Source organism: Mycobacterium sp. (genome assembly GCF_965229265.1).
In the GTDB taxonomy this organism is placed as follows: domain Bacteria; phylum Actinomycetota; class Actinomycetes; order Mycobacteriales; family Mycobacteriaceae; genus Mycobacterium.
In genome coordinates this window covers 509308-526538 of record NZ_CBDDIY010000011.1, presented here as the reverse complement: position 1 = coordinate 526538, position 17231 = coordinate 509308, and the positions used below count along the sequence as shown (strand labels likewise).

The 17231-nt window shown below is 65.2% G+C and carries 18 protein-coding genes and 1 other RNA gene; 7 read left to right on the top strand and 12 right to left on the bottom strand.

From position 1 onward, the window contains the following. Positions 1-100 precede the first annotated feature (100 nt). The 3 genes from ADBZ9K_RS15010 to ADBZ9K_RS15000 all read left to right on the top strand — a co-directional run bounded on the left by ADBZ9K_RS15010 (position 101) and on the right by ADBZ9K_RS15000 (position 3941). Positions 101-2050, top strand: coding sequence for a pentapeptide repeat-containing protein (locus tag ADBZ9K_RS15010; protein ID WP_526621773.1), 1950 nt, complete (start codon positions 101-103; stop codon positions 2048-2050). 57 nt (positions 2051-2107) lie between these two features. Continuing rightward, the gene (locus ADBZ9K_RS15005) at positions 2108-2464 is read left to right on the top strand and encodes a lipoprotein LpqH (protein WP_526621771.1); all 357 of its coding nucleotides are present in this window, start codon (positions 2108-2110) and stop codon (positions 2462-2464) included. Between the two features lie 442 nt (positions 2465-2906). Continuing rightward, positions 2907-3941 carry a pentapeptide repeat-containing protein gene (locus tag ADBZ9K_RS15000; protein ID WP_526621770.1) on the top strand — a complete coding sequence of 345 codons (1035 nt, stop codon included), beginning with the start codon at positions 2907-2909 and terminating at the stop codon, positions 3939-3941. Between the two features lie 706 nt (positions 3942-4647). On the opposite strand, the gene ADBZ9K_RS14995 is transcribed toward ADBZ9K_RS15000, so the two are convergent. Continuing rightward, a complete protein-coding gene (locus ADBZ9K_RS14995; RefSeq protein WP_526621768.1) occupies positions 4648-5349 on the bottom strand; it encodes a phage major capsid protein in 702 nt (233 codons plus the stop codon). Positions 5350-5609: 260 nt separating this feature from the next. Here ADBZ9K_RS14995 and ADBZ9K_RS14990 point away from each other — a divergent pair, with 260 nt between their 5' ends. Next, on the top strand, positions 5610-5849 hold the full coding sequence (locus ADBZ9K_RS14990; protein WP_526621767.1) for a hypothetical protein: 240 nt from the start codon (positions 5610-5612) through the stop codon (positions 5847-5849). Between the two features lie 506 nt (positions 5850-6355). On the opposite strand, the gene ADBZ9K_RS14985 is transcribed toward ADBZ9K_RS14990, so the two are convergent. The 4 genes from ADBZ9K_RS14985 to ssrA all read right to left on the bottom strand — a co-directional run bounded on the left by ADBZ9K_RS14985 (position 6356) and on the right by ssrA (position 8615). Further along, on the bottom strand, positions 6356-6592 hold the full coding sequence (locus ADBZ9K_RS14985; RefSeq protein WP_526621765.1) for a hypothetical protein: 237 nt from the start codon (positions 6590-6592) through the stop codon (positions 6356-6358). Beyond that, a complete protein-coding gene (locus ADBZ9K_RS14980) occupies positions 6589-6795 on the bottom strand; it encodes a helix-turn-helix transcriptional regulator (RefSeq protein WP_526621764.1) in 207 nt (68 codons plus the stop codon). The genes ADBZ9K_RS14985 and ADBZ9K_RS14980 overlap by 4 nt, the downstream gene beginning before the upstream one ends. A gap of 217 nt (positions 6796-7012) precedes the next feature. Beyond that, on the bottom strand, positions 7013-8134 hold the full coding sequence (locus ADBZ9K_RS14975; RefSeq protein WP_526621763.1) for a site-specific integrase: 1122 nt from the start codon (positions 8132-8134) through the stop codon (positions 7013-7015). Positions 8135-8243: 109 nt separating this feature from the next. Continuing rightward, positions 8244-8615: a transfer-messenger RNA gene (gene ssrA / locus ADBZ9K_RS14970) on the bottom strand. Positions 8616-8789: 174 nt separating this feature from the next. On the opposite strand from ssrA, the gene ADBZ9K_RS14965 reads away from it, so the two are divergent. From ADBZ9K_RS14965 to ADBZ9K_RS14955, 3 genes are read left to right on the top strand one after another with little or no spacing between them, the layout of a single operon-like run. Continuing rightward, positions 8790-9392: a TetR family transcriptional regulator gene (locus ADBZ9K_RS14965; protein WP_526621762.1), complete on the top strand. Its 603-nt coding sequence runs from the start codon at positions 8790-8792 to the stop codon at positions 9390-9392. 8 nt (positions 9393-9400) lie between these two features. Continuing rightward, positions 9401-10483: a DUF1214 domain-containing protein gene (locus ADBZ9K_RS14960; protein WP_526621760.1), complete on the top strand. Its 1083-nt coding sequence runs from the start codon at positions 9401-9403 to the stop codon at positions 10481-10483. Further along, positions 10480-11661 (top strand): sulfotransferase, encoded by a 1182-nt coding sequence (locus ADBZ9K_RS14955; RefSeq protein ID WP_526621758.1) that lies wholly within the window; start codon positions 10480-10482, stop codon positions 11659-11661. Before ADBZ9K_RS14960 ends, ADBZ9K_RS14955 begins: the two co-directional genes overlap by 4 nt. 13 nt (positions 11662-11674) lie before the next feature. Here ADBZ9K_RS14955 and ADBZ9K_RS14950 read toward each other — a convergent pair whose 3' ends face one another. From ADBZ9K_RS14950 to prfB, 7 genes are read right to left on the bottom strand one after another with little or no spacing between them, the layout of a single operon-like run. Further along, positions 11675-12520: an EamA family transporter gene (locus ADBZ9K_RS14950; protein WP_526622666.1), complete on the bottom strand. Its 846-nt coding sequence runs from the start codon at positions 12518-12520 to the stop codon at positions 11675-11677. Beyond that, entirely contained in the window at positions 12517-13023 is a 507-nt protein-coding gene (smpB, locus tag ADBZ9K_RS14945; RefSeq protein ID WP_526621756.1) for an SsrA-binding protein SmpB, read from the bottom strand. The genes ADBZ9K_RS14950 and smpB overlap by 4 nt, the downstream gene beginning before the upstream one ends. A gap of 2 nt (positions 13024-13025) precedes the next feature. After that, positions 13026-13919: a permease-like cell division protein FtsX gene (gene ftsX, locus ADBZ9K_RS14940; protein WP_526621754.1), complete on the bottom strand. Its 894-nt coding sequence runs from the start codon at positions 13917-13919 to the stop codon at positions 13026-13028. Beyond that, on the bottom strand, positions 13920-14609 hold the full coding sequence (gene ftsE / locus ADBZ9K_RS14935) for a cell division ATP-binding protein FtsE (protein WP_526622664.1): 690 nt from the start codon (positions 14607-14609) through the stop codon (positions 13920-13922). 40 nt (positions 14610-14649) lie between these two features. After that, positions 14650-15132, bottom strand: a complete 483-nt coding sequence (locus tag ADBZ9K_RS14930; protein ID WP_526621752.1) for an Rv3103c family proline-rich protein — start codon at positions 15130-15132, stop codon at positions 14650-14652. Beyond that, complete coding sequence (locus ADBZ9K_RS14925) at positions 15129-16097, bottom strand: mechanosensitive ion channel family protein (RefSeq protein WP_526621750.1); 969 nt, start codon at positions 16095-16097, stop codon at positions 15129-15131. Before ADBZ9K_RS14925 ends, ADBZ9K_RS14930 begins: the two co-directional genes overlap by 4 nt. Next, positions 16084-17202, bottom strand: a complete 1119-nt coding sequence (prfB, locus tag ADBZ9K_RS14920) for a peptide chain release factor 2 (protein WP_526621749.1) — start codon at positions 17200-17202, stop codon at positions 16084-16086. Before prfB ends, ADBZ9K_RS14925 begins: the two co-directional genes overlap by 14 nt. Positions 17203-17231 lie beyond the last annotated feature (29 nt).

The window sequence follows — 17231 nt, the reverse complement described above, 5'->3', positions numbered from 1 at the left end:
CAAACCGCTATCGCTGGAGCACTGGTCCAACCAGTGCGTTAAGCTGCTGTTTCGGCTCTATTTTCGTTCCGAGGTCTTGATTACTTGAAGGGGATTCACCATGGCGAACAGCACCCGTGTGAGGCAGCAGCAACTCCCGGTCGTGCGCTGGTTACAGACGGGCGCCGTCGCCGCCGGCATCGGCACGACACTGCTGCTGAACCCCGCGGTCGCCACCGCCGATGACGGCGCAGCCGCTGGTGGGACGACTCAGACCACCGGCCGAGCGATGCAGCACTCCGTCAGCTCGCCGAACCGCGCTGCACGGCCCGCCGAAGCCAACAACGCAGCAGCGGCGTCCACCGCGCGCGGGCCGCGGGCGGCCGCTGTCGCACGGCCCAGCACCACGCGTGCTACCGCACGTTCCGCCCGTTCGACGGCCGCCTCACGGGCTGACAACGCACTCTCCGCTGCAACACGAACCAGCCCCGCCACGGCCATGCCGGTGGCGCTGCCAGCGGTGACCGAAACTGCAGGTGCGCAACCCAACGCCGCGGCAACGATCACTGCCTCGGCGACAGCCGACACAGTCACTGCCCCGAACGTGGCAGCGGTGGCCGCCGAGCCACTGTTCGGGTTCCGGCCGGTGGTGTTGATCAACAGCGCCTTCGACGGCTTGTCGAATCTGGTGGGTGTGCTGCCTGGCGGTCCGATCGCCCAAGTACTGGAAGGCGGCCTGCTGTTGGTGCGCCGCCTCCTCGTCCTGCCCTTCAGCGGCTGGACCAACGCACCCGCCTGCGTCAGCACCGGAGATTGCTCCGGACAAGACCTTTCCGGCCAGAACCTGAGCGGACTGAACCTCGTGCGCGTCGACTTCTCCGGCGCCAATCTCTCCGGGGCCAACCTCAAATACGCCAACCTCTATCACTCGACTCTGGTCGGAGCGAACTTCACCGGCGCCACCCTCGTCGAAGCCGACATCAACGGCGACGAACTCGCCGACGCCGACTTCTCCAACGCCGACGCCTCCTACGCCGACCTCCGCGAAATCTCCGACACGCCCACCACCGCCGCCGCCGCGAACACCATCGCCAACGCCACACCCAGCCCACCAAGTCCCGGCGTCAACTGGGAAGGCGCCGACCTCAAAGGTGCGAATCTCTCGGGTGCCAACCTCACAGGCGCCAACTTGCGGAACACGAACTTGTTGTTCGCTGATCTCAGCAGCGCCACGCTAGACGGTGCGGACCTGAGCGGAGCCTATGCAGTTTCCGCTGACATGACTGGCGCGACACTGCGCAACGCCACGTTGAACGGCGCGAATCTCAGAGGCGTGAAACTGAATCGGGCAAACTTGACCGGCGCCACGCTGATTGGGGCCGACTTCAGCTATTGGGTAGAACTGGGGCCGGTTCGGGATTTCTACTATTATTCGGATTTCGCTGGCGCGAACCTGACGAATGCGGACTTGAGCGGCGCGAATCTAGACCACGCAATCCTTATTAGCGCGTACCTGATCAACGCCAACATGGCCGGCGTCGTCAATCTGCCAACCGCAAAAATGCGCGGCGCCAATTTCACGGGCGCAAACTTCGGGACTGCCTTACAGGGTGCCGATCTTTCCGGCGCAGACTTGCGGGGCACGATCTTCCCGGAGTACGCACAACTGGAATCGGCCAACCTCTCCGGTGCGAACTTGACCTTCGCCCAACTACCCGGCGCCCGCCTCGCCCAGGCCAACCTGACCGGAGCAATCCTGCAAGGCGCCAAGCTTCCCTACTCCAGCCTCTCCTACGCCAATCTCACGAACGCCAACCTTTCCAGCGCAGATCTCACGAACTCCAGCGCCAACTTCTCGAATCTCACGAACACCAATTTCCGCAGCGCGACCCTAACGGGGGTCAGCTTCACCGGAGCGACCTGGAGCAACACCACCTGCCCCGACGGCACCAAAACAAACACCGGCTGCGGCAGCACTCCGGCCCCAGCGCAACCGGCAGCGACCGTGCCCGCCGCCTCCGTCACCGCCGCTGCACCCGCCCGTCAAGCGGAGACCAAGCGGCGCGTTTGAGCGAAACCCCACACGCCGAAGGCCAGGGCTTTCGCCCTGGCCTTCGGCTATTGATTTGTGGAGCTGCCGGGGAAGCCCCCGGCCGGCTATCGAATCACCATTGACGGACAACCCCAAACCTATCCAGGCAGCCCGGCCTGTTCGACGGCCATGGGAAGAACCAGCATCACTATCGGTGACATTGCCATCGTCCTCATCGACAACGACACCAACGTCGAATCAGTCGGACTCGGCCTCGTCAACGGCATTGCCACCGGATATCAGCGCGGGGCAATCGCACCGTTCGGCGACCCAGCCAACGTAATGCGCGACGGCGCCACGATCTATGTCACGGGAACCGCGACAGGCACCGATCCCGCAAACTTCCTGCATCAGATCAAAGTCCCATTCGACATCCAGGTCACCTGCCCATAATGGGGCCGCGAACCCACGTCTTGCCGTTCTGAGCTAGTGCTGAATTCGGTACTAACTGAGTTCCGTGCCACTGCTTTATGCTCCTGGGATTCGGGTTTTTGAGGGCGCTTTGAGGAAGCAGGACGCAATGTCGGTGGTCGGTGGGGTTCGTGTTGCTGCGTCGCTAGCGGTTGCGGGGTTGTTCTGGTTGGCGCCGCAGCCGGTGGCGTTGGCCGAGGGTTCGGGGGCTGAAGCTTCGTCGGAGGGTGCTGGCGGCGTGGCCGGTAGTGCGGTGGCCGACGCCGGTGCGCGGCCGGCCCCCGAGCGATGGGTGCGAGCCGGCGGTGGTCGGGGTTCGGGGCGAGCCGCCGTCGGCGGGCTGACGGGGGCGAGGGAGTCTGGTGCGACAGGCCGGGTGACCCGGTCGGCGCGTACCCGTGCCGGTGCCGGTGTCGGCGAGGACGTGCTGCGCGGCGACAAGGCGCTGCCGGTCGCCGAGCCGGCGGCGGCGATGCCGCGTCGTGCGTCTGCTGTAGGTGGTGCGGAGTCTCCTGTTCAGGTGGCCGAGTCGGAGACGGTGGTGTCGGCTCCTGTCGGGCGGCGGGTGTCGGGGGTTGTCGACGAGCTGGGTGCGGCGGCGCTCGAGGCGACGGCGCGGCAGGTGGCGGCACCGGCGGCGGTGGTCGGGGCTGAAGCGTCGTGCGGGAGCTGTTGGGCGTTCGGTGCGACTGGCGCGGCGTCTGGGCCGATCGTTACGGCGATCAATAAGACGCTGAACGGCATCGGGTTCGCCGTCGAACGCATGCTGGATGGCATCGACCGCTGGTTGTTGAACTTTCCGCCCAGCCGGGTGACCGACTTCCTGGCCGGTGCGCTGTGGACCGCGCGGCGCACGCTGTTCCCGGTCGGCCCGAGCGTTGGCATGGGCGGTACGGCGTCGTGTGTGGTGGTCAAGGACTGTTCCGGGCAGGACCTCACCGGGGTCGACCTGGCTGGCCAGGAACTCTTTGAGGTCAACTTCAGCCACGCCATACTGACCGAGGCGAACCTCGCCGGCGCCGCGTTCGCCGACGTCAACTTCAGCCACGCCATACTGACCGGGGCGAACCTCGCTAGCGCCATGCTCGTCGAGGCGAACCTGGAAGGGGCGAACCTCGAACGGGCGAACCTGGAATGGGCGGATCTCCACCTTGTCAACCTCGTCGGGGCGAACCTGCACAGGGCCAACCTGAGCTATGCCCAAGTGCACGAGGCCGATATGACCAACGCCGACCTCTCCAAGGCAGACCTCTCATATGCCCGTATCTCGCGGACCGTTCTAGTGAATGCCAACCTGAGCATGGTGCGGATCTGGCGCACAGTGTTCACGCTGTCAAACCTGCTCGGCGCCAATCTGCAGTACACCGCCAATTGGGAGACTACGTGGTCGCGGTCCACCTGTCCGGACGGGAGCGTGGTGGGGACAGGGGGCGGCAGCTGCATTCCTGATTCCCACTAATCCTGGAATAAAAGAATCCACCTACGCCAGTTTTCCCAGGTACGGGAACCCGTCAGCAGACATGGTTGTAGCCGAGGCAAACCGGGATGGTTCGGGGAAAACGCTGCGCAGGAATGTCGCCTACGCCAAGGAGGGGCCAAACACGCAGGTCAGGGGCTTATGGGGGTGGGGGTCAGCGTGGATCGACCGCGCCGATAGCGACGAAATCGTCGGCGGTGACTTCCACTGGCGACTTCTTGGTGCGGCGGCGTTTGCGTGCCAGCTTGCCGCGGTCAGGTGCCTGTTCGTCGCGTCGCCGGCGCGGCATGTCCCGCGGGGGGCCGGGTTGGTGCGGCGGTGCCGCGGTGCGGGTCTGCGGGCACAGGTAGGTGGTGCCGAGGAATCCAACCGTGGCCTGGCAGTTCGGGCATGAATACAGTGCTGCTCCGGTGTTTTGGTGGTGCCGGGTGCTGTGCCCCGTTCGACCCGGCGTGATGGCACAGCATCCCGGCACCGGCGGCGCGCTGCGGATCGGGCAAGAAAGGTAAGAATCCCGATCCGCGGCGCTGCCGGGTCTGGTGTTAGGAACCGCTGCCGGTCAGTCGGACGACGGCGGCTTCGTGCGGGTAGGCGAATCCGACGCGCACGGTGGCGCGCACGCCGATGCTGTCCGAGGAGAAGTAGGCCGATTCGTCAACGGCCAGCGTTACGTCTTCCCGCAGGACGATCAGTACCTTGGCGGCCGGGATTGCCCAGATGTCGCCGGGTTCGACGGCGGGCTGCTGATCACCGGCACGCCGAGAATCTGCCGGCGGGACGGCTGCGTCGGATCAGCCTGCAGGAGCGGTTCATTCGATCCGGTGGACAGTTTCTTGAGGCGCGCCAGGTTGAGAACATCGGCGGGTTTCGCGACGAAGCTGGTGATGACCGCGCCGACATCTTCGCCCTTGCTGATCGCCTCTGCGAACGGGTCCAGGTCGGTGATGCCACCCGAGGTCGAGACGAGTTGCACGTCGGCCAGCGATGCCAGGCCGGCGGGGCCGTTGGCGGTGGTGTTGGCGAAAAACGCGGCGTCGATCTTGGTGGCGAGGGACTGCGCGAGTCCTTCCCCGACAAGCTGTTGGGCTGAGGGGCTGCTGTCGGTGGCGAGTTCGCGGGAGATCACCGACAACCCAGCAACTTTGGAGGGTCGGACGACGATTTCGGTGAGGGTGGCGTCGGTGGGGGTGATTTCTTCCCCTTCGGCGACCCAGTCGGCGCCAGCATCAGCAACAACCACGGGGACGCGGTATTCGTTGCTGACGGTGGTGACGACGGTGCCGACGTTCATGGCGACGGACGCGCGGCGTACCGGCTCGGTGATCAGGGCGCCGATTTCGTTGGGCAGGATGCCGTTGGTGGTGCCGCTGGTTGCGGTCAATAGAGTCATGGGAAAAGCCTTTCGGGCGTTGACAATTCGGGATGGCTGCGGCGCTGCCGTCGAACCGAGATTGCCCCGCCGGGGCTTAACGGTGGGCGGGCCGTGGCGCCTGGCCTACCGGCACGCCCACCGTCAAGCCTAGCGGCGTTTTAGCGGTCGCCCCGCAACACACTGGCCCACGATGGCTGTAGGCGGTCAGACGGCGAACTGGCACCCGATACGAGGCTGCCCCGCTTGACGGGTGGCAGTGCGCGCCGGACCCAGTGTGGGTGGGCGGCTGCGGTGGCCTTCGCCAGTTCGATCACCGCGTCCGTGTCCAGATTGCCGTCAGCGTCGAGCAGGGTGTCGATGGTGGCGCCGTCGCGCCAAATGTCGGCGCCATCGGCCAGGTGCTGCGCCGCAACGCGCTCCGCTTCGCCGCGCTGGACTACAGCGAGCCGTTCGGCCATTTGGTTGATCGTGGCTTCGGCTTCGCGGAATTCTCTGCGCCATTTCGCGGCTTCCCGTGACGCATCATGCCCGACCTCGGCGACCCCGAAGTCGTCAAGAAAATGCAGGAACTCGCCGCCCTCTGGGCTGGCAAAAATGAAGGTGACATCAAGTGATCACAGATGCCGACACCACCACGTCCGATACCGCCGGCACCCGAACCGAAGCCCCCGAAGCCGCCCGTCACGGAACCCGGTGGCGCCGATCCCACCGATACCGCTACCGCCGCCACTTGCCGGCGATCCCACCGACACCGACACCGACACCGACACCGACACCGACACCGACACGGCGTCGCCGATTCGCCTGTGGCGATGGCTTCCCAGATGGTGCGACTGGTGGCGTCAATGACTTGACCGTCGAAATCGAAATCGACTGTTGCACTGGTAGAATCAGCGTCGGTACTGGTGGGCCTGGGCCGGTCGGTGGTGGTAACCGACCGGCCTGCTTTTTGTTTTGGCATCGGTGCCGGAATTTCCTTAACCCTGGTGGCGGGGTGGGTGTGGTGCGCCGAGGTGGGAGGTGGTCATCTCGGAGGTTTTCGGAACAGCAGCCTGAGCCAGTCTTTTTGCCGCCGGGTGAGTGGCGGGGTGTCGGTCACGTTGCGGCGCATAGCATCTCGAGAATCAGGGTTGATTGCTGCCATCCACGGCGCCAGCGGTGCCGACGTCGTGTCGTCGTCGTATTCGGAAATCAATTCGTTCTTCGTCGGTGTCGCACTACCACCGAATCCCGCTACCGCTTGCGCGGTGGGTGGACTCACCGGGCCTGCACCAGTTCGGTGAGCGATTCGGGGTCAATGCGCAAAGTGCGCGGGCCGACGCGAACAGCCTTGAGGCGGCGCTGACGTATCCAGCGGCGCACGGTTTCGTCGCTGACGCCGAGGTCGGTAGCGACCTGTGGCACGGTCGGATAGTCGGCTAGGTGCAACGGTTTTGAGCCGTTGTGTGCGTTCACGCCGGTCATGTGTTCTAACTTAGGAGCGGAACGGTCATCCACGGTGAGGCACGAATTCCCACCCCGGCAGCGGGGGCGAACACCAGCTAGATGCTTTTATGATCCCGGCGGCGGCGAGCACAGAGCCGTAGAACAGTGCGTGAAACGCTGCGTGAAACCATCACTGTGACAGTTCCAGCCCGTCACGGCTCATCCGACTGCCCGATTCCTATGCGCCGTCAAATGTTTACGGACGCGCTAAAGCAGCCGCCATAACAGCGGCGGCGGCATCAGATTCCTTGCGGTCGAGGTGGCCGTACAGGTTGACCGTGGTGGCGATGGATTCGTGCCCTAGGTGCCGCTGGATGACCGGCAGTGGCACGCCGGCGGCGATCATCCATGACGCGCAGGTATGGCGCATGTCGTGGATTCTGGGCGCCTTCTTGAGGCCTTCTTCTTTCTTTTGCGCCCGGTCAACCGAGGGGTACCAGACGTTGGCGCGCCATCCCGCGACACGCAGCGGGCCGCCCCTGCTGTTGACGAACAGGTATTCGCGGCTGTAGTCCATTCCGTCGAGGATGGCTGGTGCGACACTGATCGTTCGCACGGACTTTTTGGTCTTCGGCGCGCCGAGTTCGTATCCATCACCCTTAACGTAGGTGCGCTTCCACGCGCGGCCAATATGAACCGTGCCGCGCTGGCGATCAACGTCGCTGGGGCGCAGCGCGGCGATTTCGCCGAATCGGGCGCCCGAGGCCACCATGAAGTCGAGCAGTGGTAGCCAGCGGTCCGTGAATCCGGTGCGCAACTGCCGAAATTCTTCCTGCGTCAGGAAGATCATTTCCGGCCGCTCGGTACGTGGCAGCCGGGTGCCGGCGGCGGGGTTAGCCGGAATATGACCGGCGGCGACGGCGGTGTTGAGCGCGGAGGCGAGAAACCCGTGGTTGTTCTGGATGGTTTTCCCCGACGAACCGGCCTTCGCCATGGCTTCCACCCACGCGGCCACGTCAGCGGGTGCCAGCAGTGCCAGCGGAATGGCACCTAACGCCGGGGTGATGTCGTTCCGTAGATAGGCCCGATAGTCGTAAAGCGTCGACCGGGCGACACCGGACAGTGCGTCGATGTGCTTGTCGACCCATTCGGCCACTGTCGGGCCGCTGATCTTCTTGGCGAGCGTCGTGGTCGGGGCGATCCCCCACGCCAGCATCGCGCGTTGGGGGCCGAGGGTTTTGATGGCGTTGCGGAAGTCCTGGGCGGCCTGTTCGTCGTCAAACGTGGCCGAGGTCTGGGTGCCGTCAATCTGGTACAGCACCGCGTATGCGGTGCTGCCGTCAGCGCGGCGGCGCGTGCGGATTGATGCTGATGCCATGAAATCCCCCCTGTCTGGTGTGACAGGGGGGACGTCACCAGCGATTTCTTTGACAGACTCTGACAAGACGCTGGTTTTCGATATTTAGATGTCTCTGATCTGCAGTTATAGGTGGAGCTGCCGGGAATTGAACCCGGGTCCTACGGCATTCCCTCAAGGCTTCTCCGTGCGCAGTCCGCTATGTCTCTACTTGGATCTCCTGCTCCCGCGGACAAGTCAGGATGACGATCCCAGTCGCTGTTTGATGTCCCCACGGATCCCGCGACCGAACCCGTGGGTGGGTCCCTCTAGCTGATGCCAGGGTCCGGGCCGAGGGCGCTCCCGGTCTGACAGACACGCAGTCGCTACTTAGGCAGCGAGGGCGTAGTCGCGCTGATTGGAATCGGCGCTTAATTGGTTGCAATGACGCTTACGGTGGTCTCTTGCCTGCACCGGCACGCTTCCCTTGATTCGATGCGCGAAGTCGAAACCCTTCAGCCCCTCGCACCCCGGCCGCTTCCGGCCGGACGTCCCATCTTACGCCAGCTGTAACCCCGAACAGAAGCGCATTGATTCCCGCGTCGAACTCGACGTTCTGGCGGGCGTGTCCTGCGACTTGTCCACCCGTTTGGCGGTTTCGGCGCGAAGAAAATGAGACTTTGTCTACAGTGCGACGATGTCTGACAGTTTGCGCGTCCGCAAGCGGGAACGCACCCGGGAGCGCATCGCGACTGCCGCCGCCCAGCTGGTGATGCGCAACGGGCTCGCCGCCACCACCGCCGACCGGATCGCACAGGAAGCCGACATCGCGCGGGCCACGTTCTTCCGCTACTTCGAGTCCAAGGAGTACGCGGTCGCCGAGGGGTTCACCGCCACGTGGATCGCCGCCATCGCCGACGCGCTGCGGCGACAACCTCCCGAACTGTCCGCGGTCGACGCCTTGGCCGCCGCCTTTCACGAACTCGCCGCCGGCTTCGAGGAAATACAGGGCGAGATCGCCGAGATCGAACGGCAGACCCGCGACTCGCTGACGCTGCGCGCCTGGACGCTGCTGTGCTACCTGAACTTCGAGACCGCCATCGCCGAGGCGATCGCACCCCGACTGCCCGATCTCACCGTCGACGACCCGCGACCGCGACTGATCGGGGCGCTGGCGATGGCATCGGTGCGCATCTCCCTCGACGACTGGCTGCGCGACGGCGGGTCGCTGTCCGAGCGAATCTCCCGCGCGGTCAGCTCCATGGCACCACGCCCGATGAATCCACCGACCGAGAAATGAGGCACCAGATGGGTGGCGAGAAGTCGCTCCAAGCATGGGCATTCGTCCGGAAGGTCTTCGACGACCTGACCGAACAGATCAAACAGGACGCCCGCGACGAACGTGAACTACTCGAGGGTCTTCGGGTCCTCAACCGGGTGAGCGCCCTGTGCACCGAACTGTCGGTCGATATCGACCCCGACCGCCCGCACTTCGTCGACATGAGCACCCCGTTCCGGCTTGTCGGCGGACCCAACCCGCACGGCTCCTATCCGCTGGCCATGATCAGCGGCGAGCGCGCCTACCGGGTCACCGGGGCCCGCGGCTCGTCGACCTATCTGGGTCTGCAGGTCCTGGCCGGCACCGGGATGAACCCGCGCCGGATGAGCAACTACCTCTCCGACCGCGACCTTGCCCTCGACGACGACGGCAGGTTCAACGTCGTCTTCGCCTCCACCCGGCCGGACGACAGCGAACTTGCCGGCGCCCAGTGGATCGAGATTCCCGAGGACGCCACGTCGATCGTGGTGCGTGACTACGTCGCCGACCCGACCACCGAAATCCCCGCCCAGCTGGACATTTCGCTGCTCGGCCAGGCTCCGCCGCCGGCGCCGCTGACCGACGAACTGCTGGCCGCACAGCTCACCGCGATGGGATGGACGATCGTCAAACTCACGACCCTGCACCGCACCGTGCGGCCCGATCTGCTCGACACCCCCAACACCCTGATCACGTCCGGGGCGGAGAGCCTCGGGGGCGAGAACACCACGCCGGACAACCTCTACATGCTGGGCGTGTTCGACCTCGATGCACACCAGAGCCTGCAACTTGAGTTCAGACCGCCCGAAACCCGTTATTGGTCAGTCACTTTGGAGAGCATCTGGCACGAATGCCTCGAGCCGCTCAATCGCACCAGCTCGGTGACCAACAGCGGCGTCGGCCCTGATGCGGACGGCTATGTCCGGCTGTCGATCGGCGCCGAGGATGACGGACAGGGGTTCTGGCTGGACACCGGCGGACGTCGCCGTGGCTTCATCGTCGTTCGCTGGCTGGACAACCCCAACGCACCAGAGGTCACCGTTCGCCTGCTGGAGAAGGAGGTTCAGCGATGACCAGTGCGATCGCCGCGCGGCTGGATCCGCAGAAGTTGATTGAGCAGGCGTGCGAACTGGCCGGAAGTGACGACTTCGGCGTCGACGACGGCTGGCGCGCCAATCTGGACCGGCTAGTCGACGACCTCGTCACCGAAGCCGACCTGTCACCGTTGGGTGCGGAGATCGCCGCAGCCGATGTGATCGTCCCGTTGCGTAACAGGTTGCAGATCACCGGCTGGCGCAAGGACCATCCCGAGGTCGCCAATGAGCGGATCGAACGGCCGATCGTCATCATGGGCCAGCCCCGTACCGGCACCACGATCCTCTACGACCTGCTCAGCCAAGACCCCGACCTGCGAGCCCCGCTGACCTGGGAGGTCGACCGCCCGTTCCCGGTCCCGTCGCCCGACACCTACGACACCGACCCGCGGATCGACGAGATCCAGGCGCAGCTGGAGATGACCGAGCAGCTGATGCCGGGCTTCATGAAGTGGCACCCGATGGGTGCGCGGCTCGGCCAGGAATGCGTGCGGATGACCGCGGGCACCTTCTGCAGCATGATCTACAGCACCCAGTACCGGCTGCCCAACTACGCCCACTGGCTGATGTACCAGGCCGACCACAGCGCCGCCTACCGCTACCACCGCACCTACCTCCAGCACCTGCAGTCCGGCGTTCCGGGACAGTGGCTGTTGAAGACCCCGGCCCACCTCTGGCAGCTCGACAAGCTCATCGCCGAGTATCCCGATGCGATTCTGGTGCAGACCCACCGCGATCCCCTAGTAGTGATCTCCTCGATCAGCGCCCTGGTGGCGCACCTGCAGAAGCTCGCCAGCGACAGCGCATCGGTACGCCGTGCGTCTGGGTTGTGCAGCGCCGAGATCCTGCTGGGGCTCGAACGCGGGATGCAGATGATCGACAACGGTGTGATCGGCCAGGACCGGATTATCAACGTGCAGTTCGCCGATTTCATGCGGGACCCGTTCGCCACCATCAAGACGATCTACGACCGGCTGGGCCGAGACCTCAGCCCGGCCGCAGAGCGGCCTATGCGCGAACACCTCTCGGCCAATCCCGGCGACGGCGGCGGTAGCCGCTACAGCTGGGCCGACACCGGACTCGATGCCACCGAGCTACGCGAGAAGGTGCGCGCCTACCAGGAGCGCTACGACGTGCCCAGTGAGCCGCTGCGCTAGACCCAGTGCCGGTCTAGCGCACCGAGATCATCCCGACCGCAACCAGTGCCAGCACCATGCCGACCACCTGCCAGCGGGTGACCCGTTCCCGCAGAACCACGATGGCCAGCAGCACCGTCGCCGCCGGGTACAGCGCCATCAACACGCTGGCCAACGACAACATCGATGCCTGTAGCGCCAGCAGCATCGCCACGTTCGCGCCGGTGTCCAGCAGCGCCGCCGCCAACGCCAGCTGGAGCGGAAACCCCCGCGGGGCATGGAAATTGCCGGTGCAGGCCGCCACCACCAGCACCACCGCGGTGGCCGACAGCCGCGCGAAGAACAGCGGCCACAGGCGGGCGTCGACCGGAGCCTGGTGGATCAGCACGAAGTTGAGCCCAAAGGCCAGTCCGGAGCCGATCGTCAGCCACGCCACTTTCGCAGTGAACGGGTGCGGGCGTACATCCTCGTCGGTGGCCTCCCGGCTGACCAGGACCACGGCGATCAGGGCCAGTACGGTGCCGACGCCGGCGATGAGACCGGGCCGCTCCCCCAGCGCCAGCCCGACGCTGACCGGCACCCCAGCCACCAGCACGGCCGTCAGCGGGGAGACGACCGAGATCGGGCCGGCGCCCAATGCGGCGTAGAACCACCACACTCCGAAGGCCTGGCTGATTCCGCACAGCAGACCCCACACCACCGCGGGAGTGGTCACCGTGCCGCCGACGACGACCGCCAGGATTCCGAGCAGCACCATCGCAACGGGATAGGAAACCAGCACGACGCGTAGGGCGGCCACCCGCCGAGACGCCAGACCTCCGACGAAATCGCTGACCCCGTAGCCGATAGCCGATGTCAGCGCGAGCAGGACCGCGATCAGAGCTTGCCCTTGGCGCGGCGGCCGAGCTCCCGAATCACCTCACGCTGGGCGTCGCGGCGAGCCAGATCCTGCCGCTTGTCGTGGGACTGCTTACCACGGGCCAACGCCAACTCGACCTTGACCTTGCCCTCGGTGAAGTACATCGACAACGGCACCAACGTCAGGTTGCCGTCGCGGATCTTGCCGACCAGCATGTCGATCTGGCGGCGGTGCAGCAGCAGCTTGCGGTTGCGCCGCGTCGCGTGATTGGTCCAACTGCCGTGGTGATACTCCGGGATGTGCAGGTTGCGCAGCCACACCTCACCGTCGTCGACGGTGGCGAAGGCGTCGGCCATCGAGGCCTGCCCATCGCGCAGGCTCTTCACCTCGGTGCCGACCAGCACCACCCCGGCCTCGAACGTTTCGAGAATCGAATAGTTATGCCGGGCCTTGCGATTGGTGGCGATGATCTTCTTACCGCCCTTGCCGTCGCCGGCCTTGCTCGGCGCCACCTTCTTGGCCATCGCTACCTCCGCACGTACAGGCGCAGCGTGACATAGCCGGTGACACCGGCCATCAGCACGCCGACGCCGAACATGATCGGCGAGATGTAGAGGATGTCGGCGTAATCGATCCGGGCGATCAGGTTGGCTTGGTAGAACTGGTCGAGCGCCTTCTCCAGGAACAGCGCCCGCACCACGATCAGACCCACGAGCGCGATGACGACACCGATCGTCGCCGCCAGCACCGCCTCCAACAGGAACGGCAACTGGGTATACCAGCGGGTCGCGCCGACCATCCGCATGATGCCGATCTCGGTCCGCCTGGTGTAGGCCGCCACCTGAACCATGTTGGCGATCAACAGGATCGCACCGATCGCCTGGACCACCGCGACCGCGAAGGCCGCACTGGACAACCCGTCGAGTACCGCGAAGAGCCGGTCGATCAGCTCCTTCTGATTGAGCACGTTGAGGACGCCGGGCTGGCCTTGCATCGCCGCGTCGAACGCCTTGTGCTGCTCCGGATTGTCCAGCTTGACGATGAACGAGGCCGGGAAGGAGTCCTTGCTGGCCACGTCCTTGTACTGCGGGAACTTTCGGATCGCGTCGTTGTAGGCGTCGTCGCGGTTGAGAAACCGGACGGACCGAACGTCGTCGCGCGCCTCGATCTGGGCGCGCAACGCTTTACACGGGTCGGCGTCACACGTCGGGTCGTTGGCCGACACGTCATTGGTCAGGAAGACCTGGGTCTCGACGCGGTCCAGATAGATGTCGCGCGAGTGGTCCGCCAACCGGACCACCAGCAGACCACCGCCGAACAGACCGATCGAGATCGCCGTGGTCAGGATCATCGCCACGGTCATCGTGACGTTGCGGCGAAGCCCGGTGAAGACCTCGTTGATCAGGAAGCCGAAGCGCACTTATCGATCCATTCCGTAGACACCACGCTGCTCGTCGCGGACGAGCCTGCCCAGGGACAGCTCCACCACGCGCTGACGCATGGAGTCGACGATGTGGTGGTCGTGGGTGGCCATCAACACCGTGGTGCCCGTCCGGTTGATCCGTTCGAGCAGATCCATGATGTCCTTACTGGTCTCGGGGTCGAGGTTGCCGGTGGGCTCGTCGGCCAGCAGCACCAGAGGCCGGTTGACGAACGCGCGCGCGATTGCCACCCGCTGCTGCTCACCCCCGGACAGCTCGGCCGGCAGCCGGCTGGCTTTGCCCGACAGGCCCACCATTTCCAGCACCTCGGGCACCACTCGGTTGATGGTGTCGGGTTTCTTCCCGATCACCTCTAGAGCAAAGGCCACGTTCTCGAACACGGTCTTCTGCTGCAACAGCCGGAAGTCCTGGAAGACGCACCCGATGACCTGACGCAACTTGGGGATGTGCCGACCCGACAACTTGTTGACGTGGAACTTCGACACCTGGATCTCGCCGGAGGTGGGCGTCTCCTCGGCTAGGAGCAATCGCATGAACGTCGACTTGCCAGAACCCGACGGACCGATGAGGAAGACGAACTCACCCTTGTCGATCTTGACGCTGACATTGTCGAGGGCTGGCCGTGCCGACGACTTGTACTGCTTACTGACATGGTCAAGGGTGATCATCACGGCACGCCAGTGTAGCCGGAAAGGCAGGTCATCCGGATTACGCCGTCGGCGCCGCGGGCGTCGACATCGGCCCCTGCCCTGGTGCGGGCGACGGGACCGGCGCCGTTGTCGGGGTCGGCAGGCCGGGCAATGGCAGCGGCCCCGGGCTGGCCGGAGTGGTCGACGTCGGCGATGTCGGCGACGTGGGCGAAGTCGGGGACGTCTCCGATGAGCTGGGCCCGGTGGTCTCGGTCGGGGAGGTCGTCTCCGTCGTCGTCGGTGTGGTCGTCGTCGGTGTGGTGGTGCGACGCACTTCCGTACGGGGCACCCAGGTGTAGGACGGATCCGGCACGAAGCCTGGCGGCACCACCTGGGTGGCGGGCGTGGGCTGAGGGGGCGGCGGCTCGTAATTCTGATAGATCCAGAACAGTGCGACGAACGCCAGCGCCAACGCCACCGTCGACGTTCGCATACGACCGCCCGGCAAGTACTTGGGCCAGACGCGGTCATCACGCTTCGATTTGCGTGGCGAATCCGTCATCGTTGAGTTTCCTGACTTCGCGCTGCCAGTTCGTCGCTGGTCCCGGACGGCGTCATGGTGCCCAGCGTCGGAATTCTCTCCGTCGGTGTGGTGATACCGGCACCGGCCAGCGCAGCGATCACCATGACCCGCAGCCGACGACCGACGTCAAATTGTTTGCCGGGCAGCGTTCGCGCCACGATCCGTAGGTTGACCGTGTCTACCTCGAGGCTCTCGACACCCATCAATGCCGGCTTGTCGAGAAGCAACTTGCGCAGGCCGTCGTCCTCCATCGCGTCGGTGCACACCTTGTGCAGGACGTCATTGACCCGGTTGAGGTCGGCGGAGGTCGGTACCGGCACATCAACGACGGCGCGCGCCCAGTCCTTGGACAAGTTGAGCGATCTGACGATGTTCCCGTTGGGGACGGTGTACATCTCACCTTCTGGCGTGCGGAGCTTGGTCACCCGCAAGGTGACCTCCTCAACGGTGCCGAGGGAATCGGTTGGTGCGCCAACCATGCTCAGCTGGACCAGGTCCCCGAAGCCGTACTGGCGCTCAGTGATGATGAAGAATCCCGCGAGTAAGTCCTTGACCAGGTTCTGCGCGCCGAAGCCGAGGGCCGCACCCAGGACCGCCGCCGGCGCCGCGAGCGAGCTGACCGGGATCGATAGAACGTCGCCGATCTCGACGACGACCATTACCGACAACAGCGCTATCGACACCCAGGACACCACCGAGGCCACCGCTTGCTGATGCTTGGCGCTCTCGGTGCGGACGATCTGATCCGTCTGCTGGTACTGGGCGTCGATCCGGCGGGTGATCCGCCGGGCGAGCCACGAGATGAATCGCGCCGCCAACAACCCGCCGATCAGCAACAGCGCAATCCGCACGCCCCTGGTGACGATCCACACGCCGTACTGGCCGTGCCAGAAATCGTTCCACTGGCCGGCTAGCCCGAAGGCCAGATAACTACTCGTCGTCATCTCGTCGATTGCGCCACCGGATCCCCGCCTCGAGGAACCCGTCGATGTCCCCATCCAGTACCGCCGCAGGATTGCCCACCTCGTACTCGGTGCGCAGATCCTTGACCATTTGGTAGGGGTGCAGAACGTAGGAGCGCATCTGGTTGCCCCAGGAACTGCCGCCGTCGCCCTTGAGGGCATCCATCTCGGCTCGTTCCTCCAGGCGCTTTCGCTCCAGAAGCTTGGCCTGCAGCACGCGCATCGCAGACACCTTGTTCTGTAGCTGCGATTTCTCGTTCTGGCAGGTCACCACGATACCGGTGGGAATGTGGGTGAGTCGAACCGCGGAGTCGGTGGTGTTGACCGACTGCCCACCCGGGCCGCTGGACCGGTAGACGTCGACGCGGATGTCCTGCTCGGGTATGTCGATGTGGTCGGTGGTCTCGGTCACCGGCAGTACCTCGACGTCGGCGAACGAGGTCTGTCGCCGGCTCTGGTTGTCGAACGGGCTGATCCGCACCAGTCGATGGGTGCCCTGCTCGACTGAGAGCGTTCCGTAGGCGTAGGGCGCGTGCACGGCGAACGTGGCGCTCTTGATGCCGGCCTCTTCGGCGTAGGAGGTGTCGAAAACCTCGACCGGATAGTTGTGCTGCTCGGCCCAGCGGATATACATCCGCATCAGCATCTCGGCCCAGTCGGCGGCGTCCACACCGCCCGCGCCGGAGCGGATGGTCACCAGCGCCTCGCGCTCGTCGTACTCACCGGACAGCAGGGTCCGGACCTCCAGCGCCTCGATGTCGGCCTGCAACGACGTCAATTCGGCGTCGGCTTCGGCAAGCGCCTCCGCGGCAGCCTCGCCTTCTTCCTCGTCGGCCATCTCGTAGAGCACCGGCAGGTCGTCGACACGCTGGCGCAGCCCCTCAACCCGGCGCAGCTCCCCCTGGGCGTGGGACAGCTCGCTGGTGACCTTCTGCGCGTGGCTCTGGTCGTCCCACAGGTTGGGGTCGGCGGCCTCGTGCTCGAGCTTCTCGATCTTGGCGCGCAACCCGTCGACGTCGAGCACCCGCTCCACCGTTGTCAGGGTGGAATCCAGGGCGGCGATATCAGACTGACGATCGAGGTCCACGGGTCCTCAGGGTACCGGCGTCGCGGCGC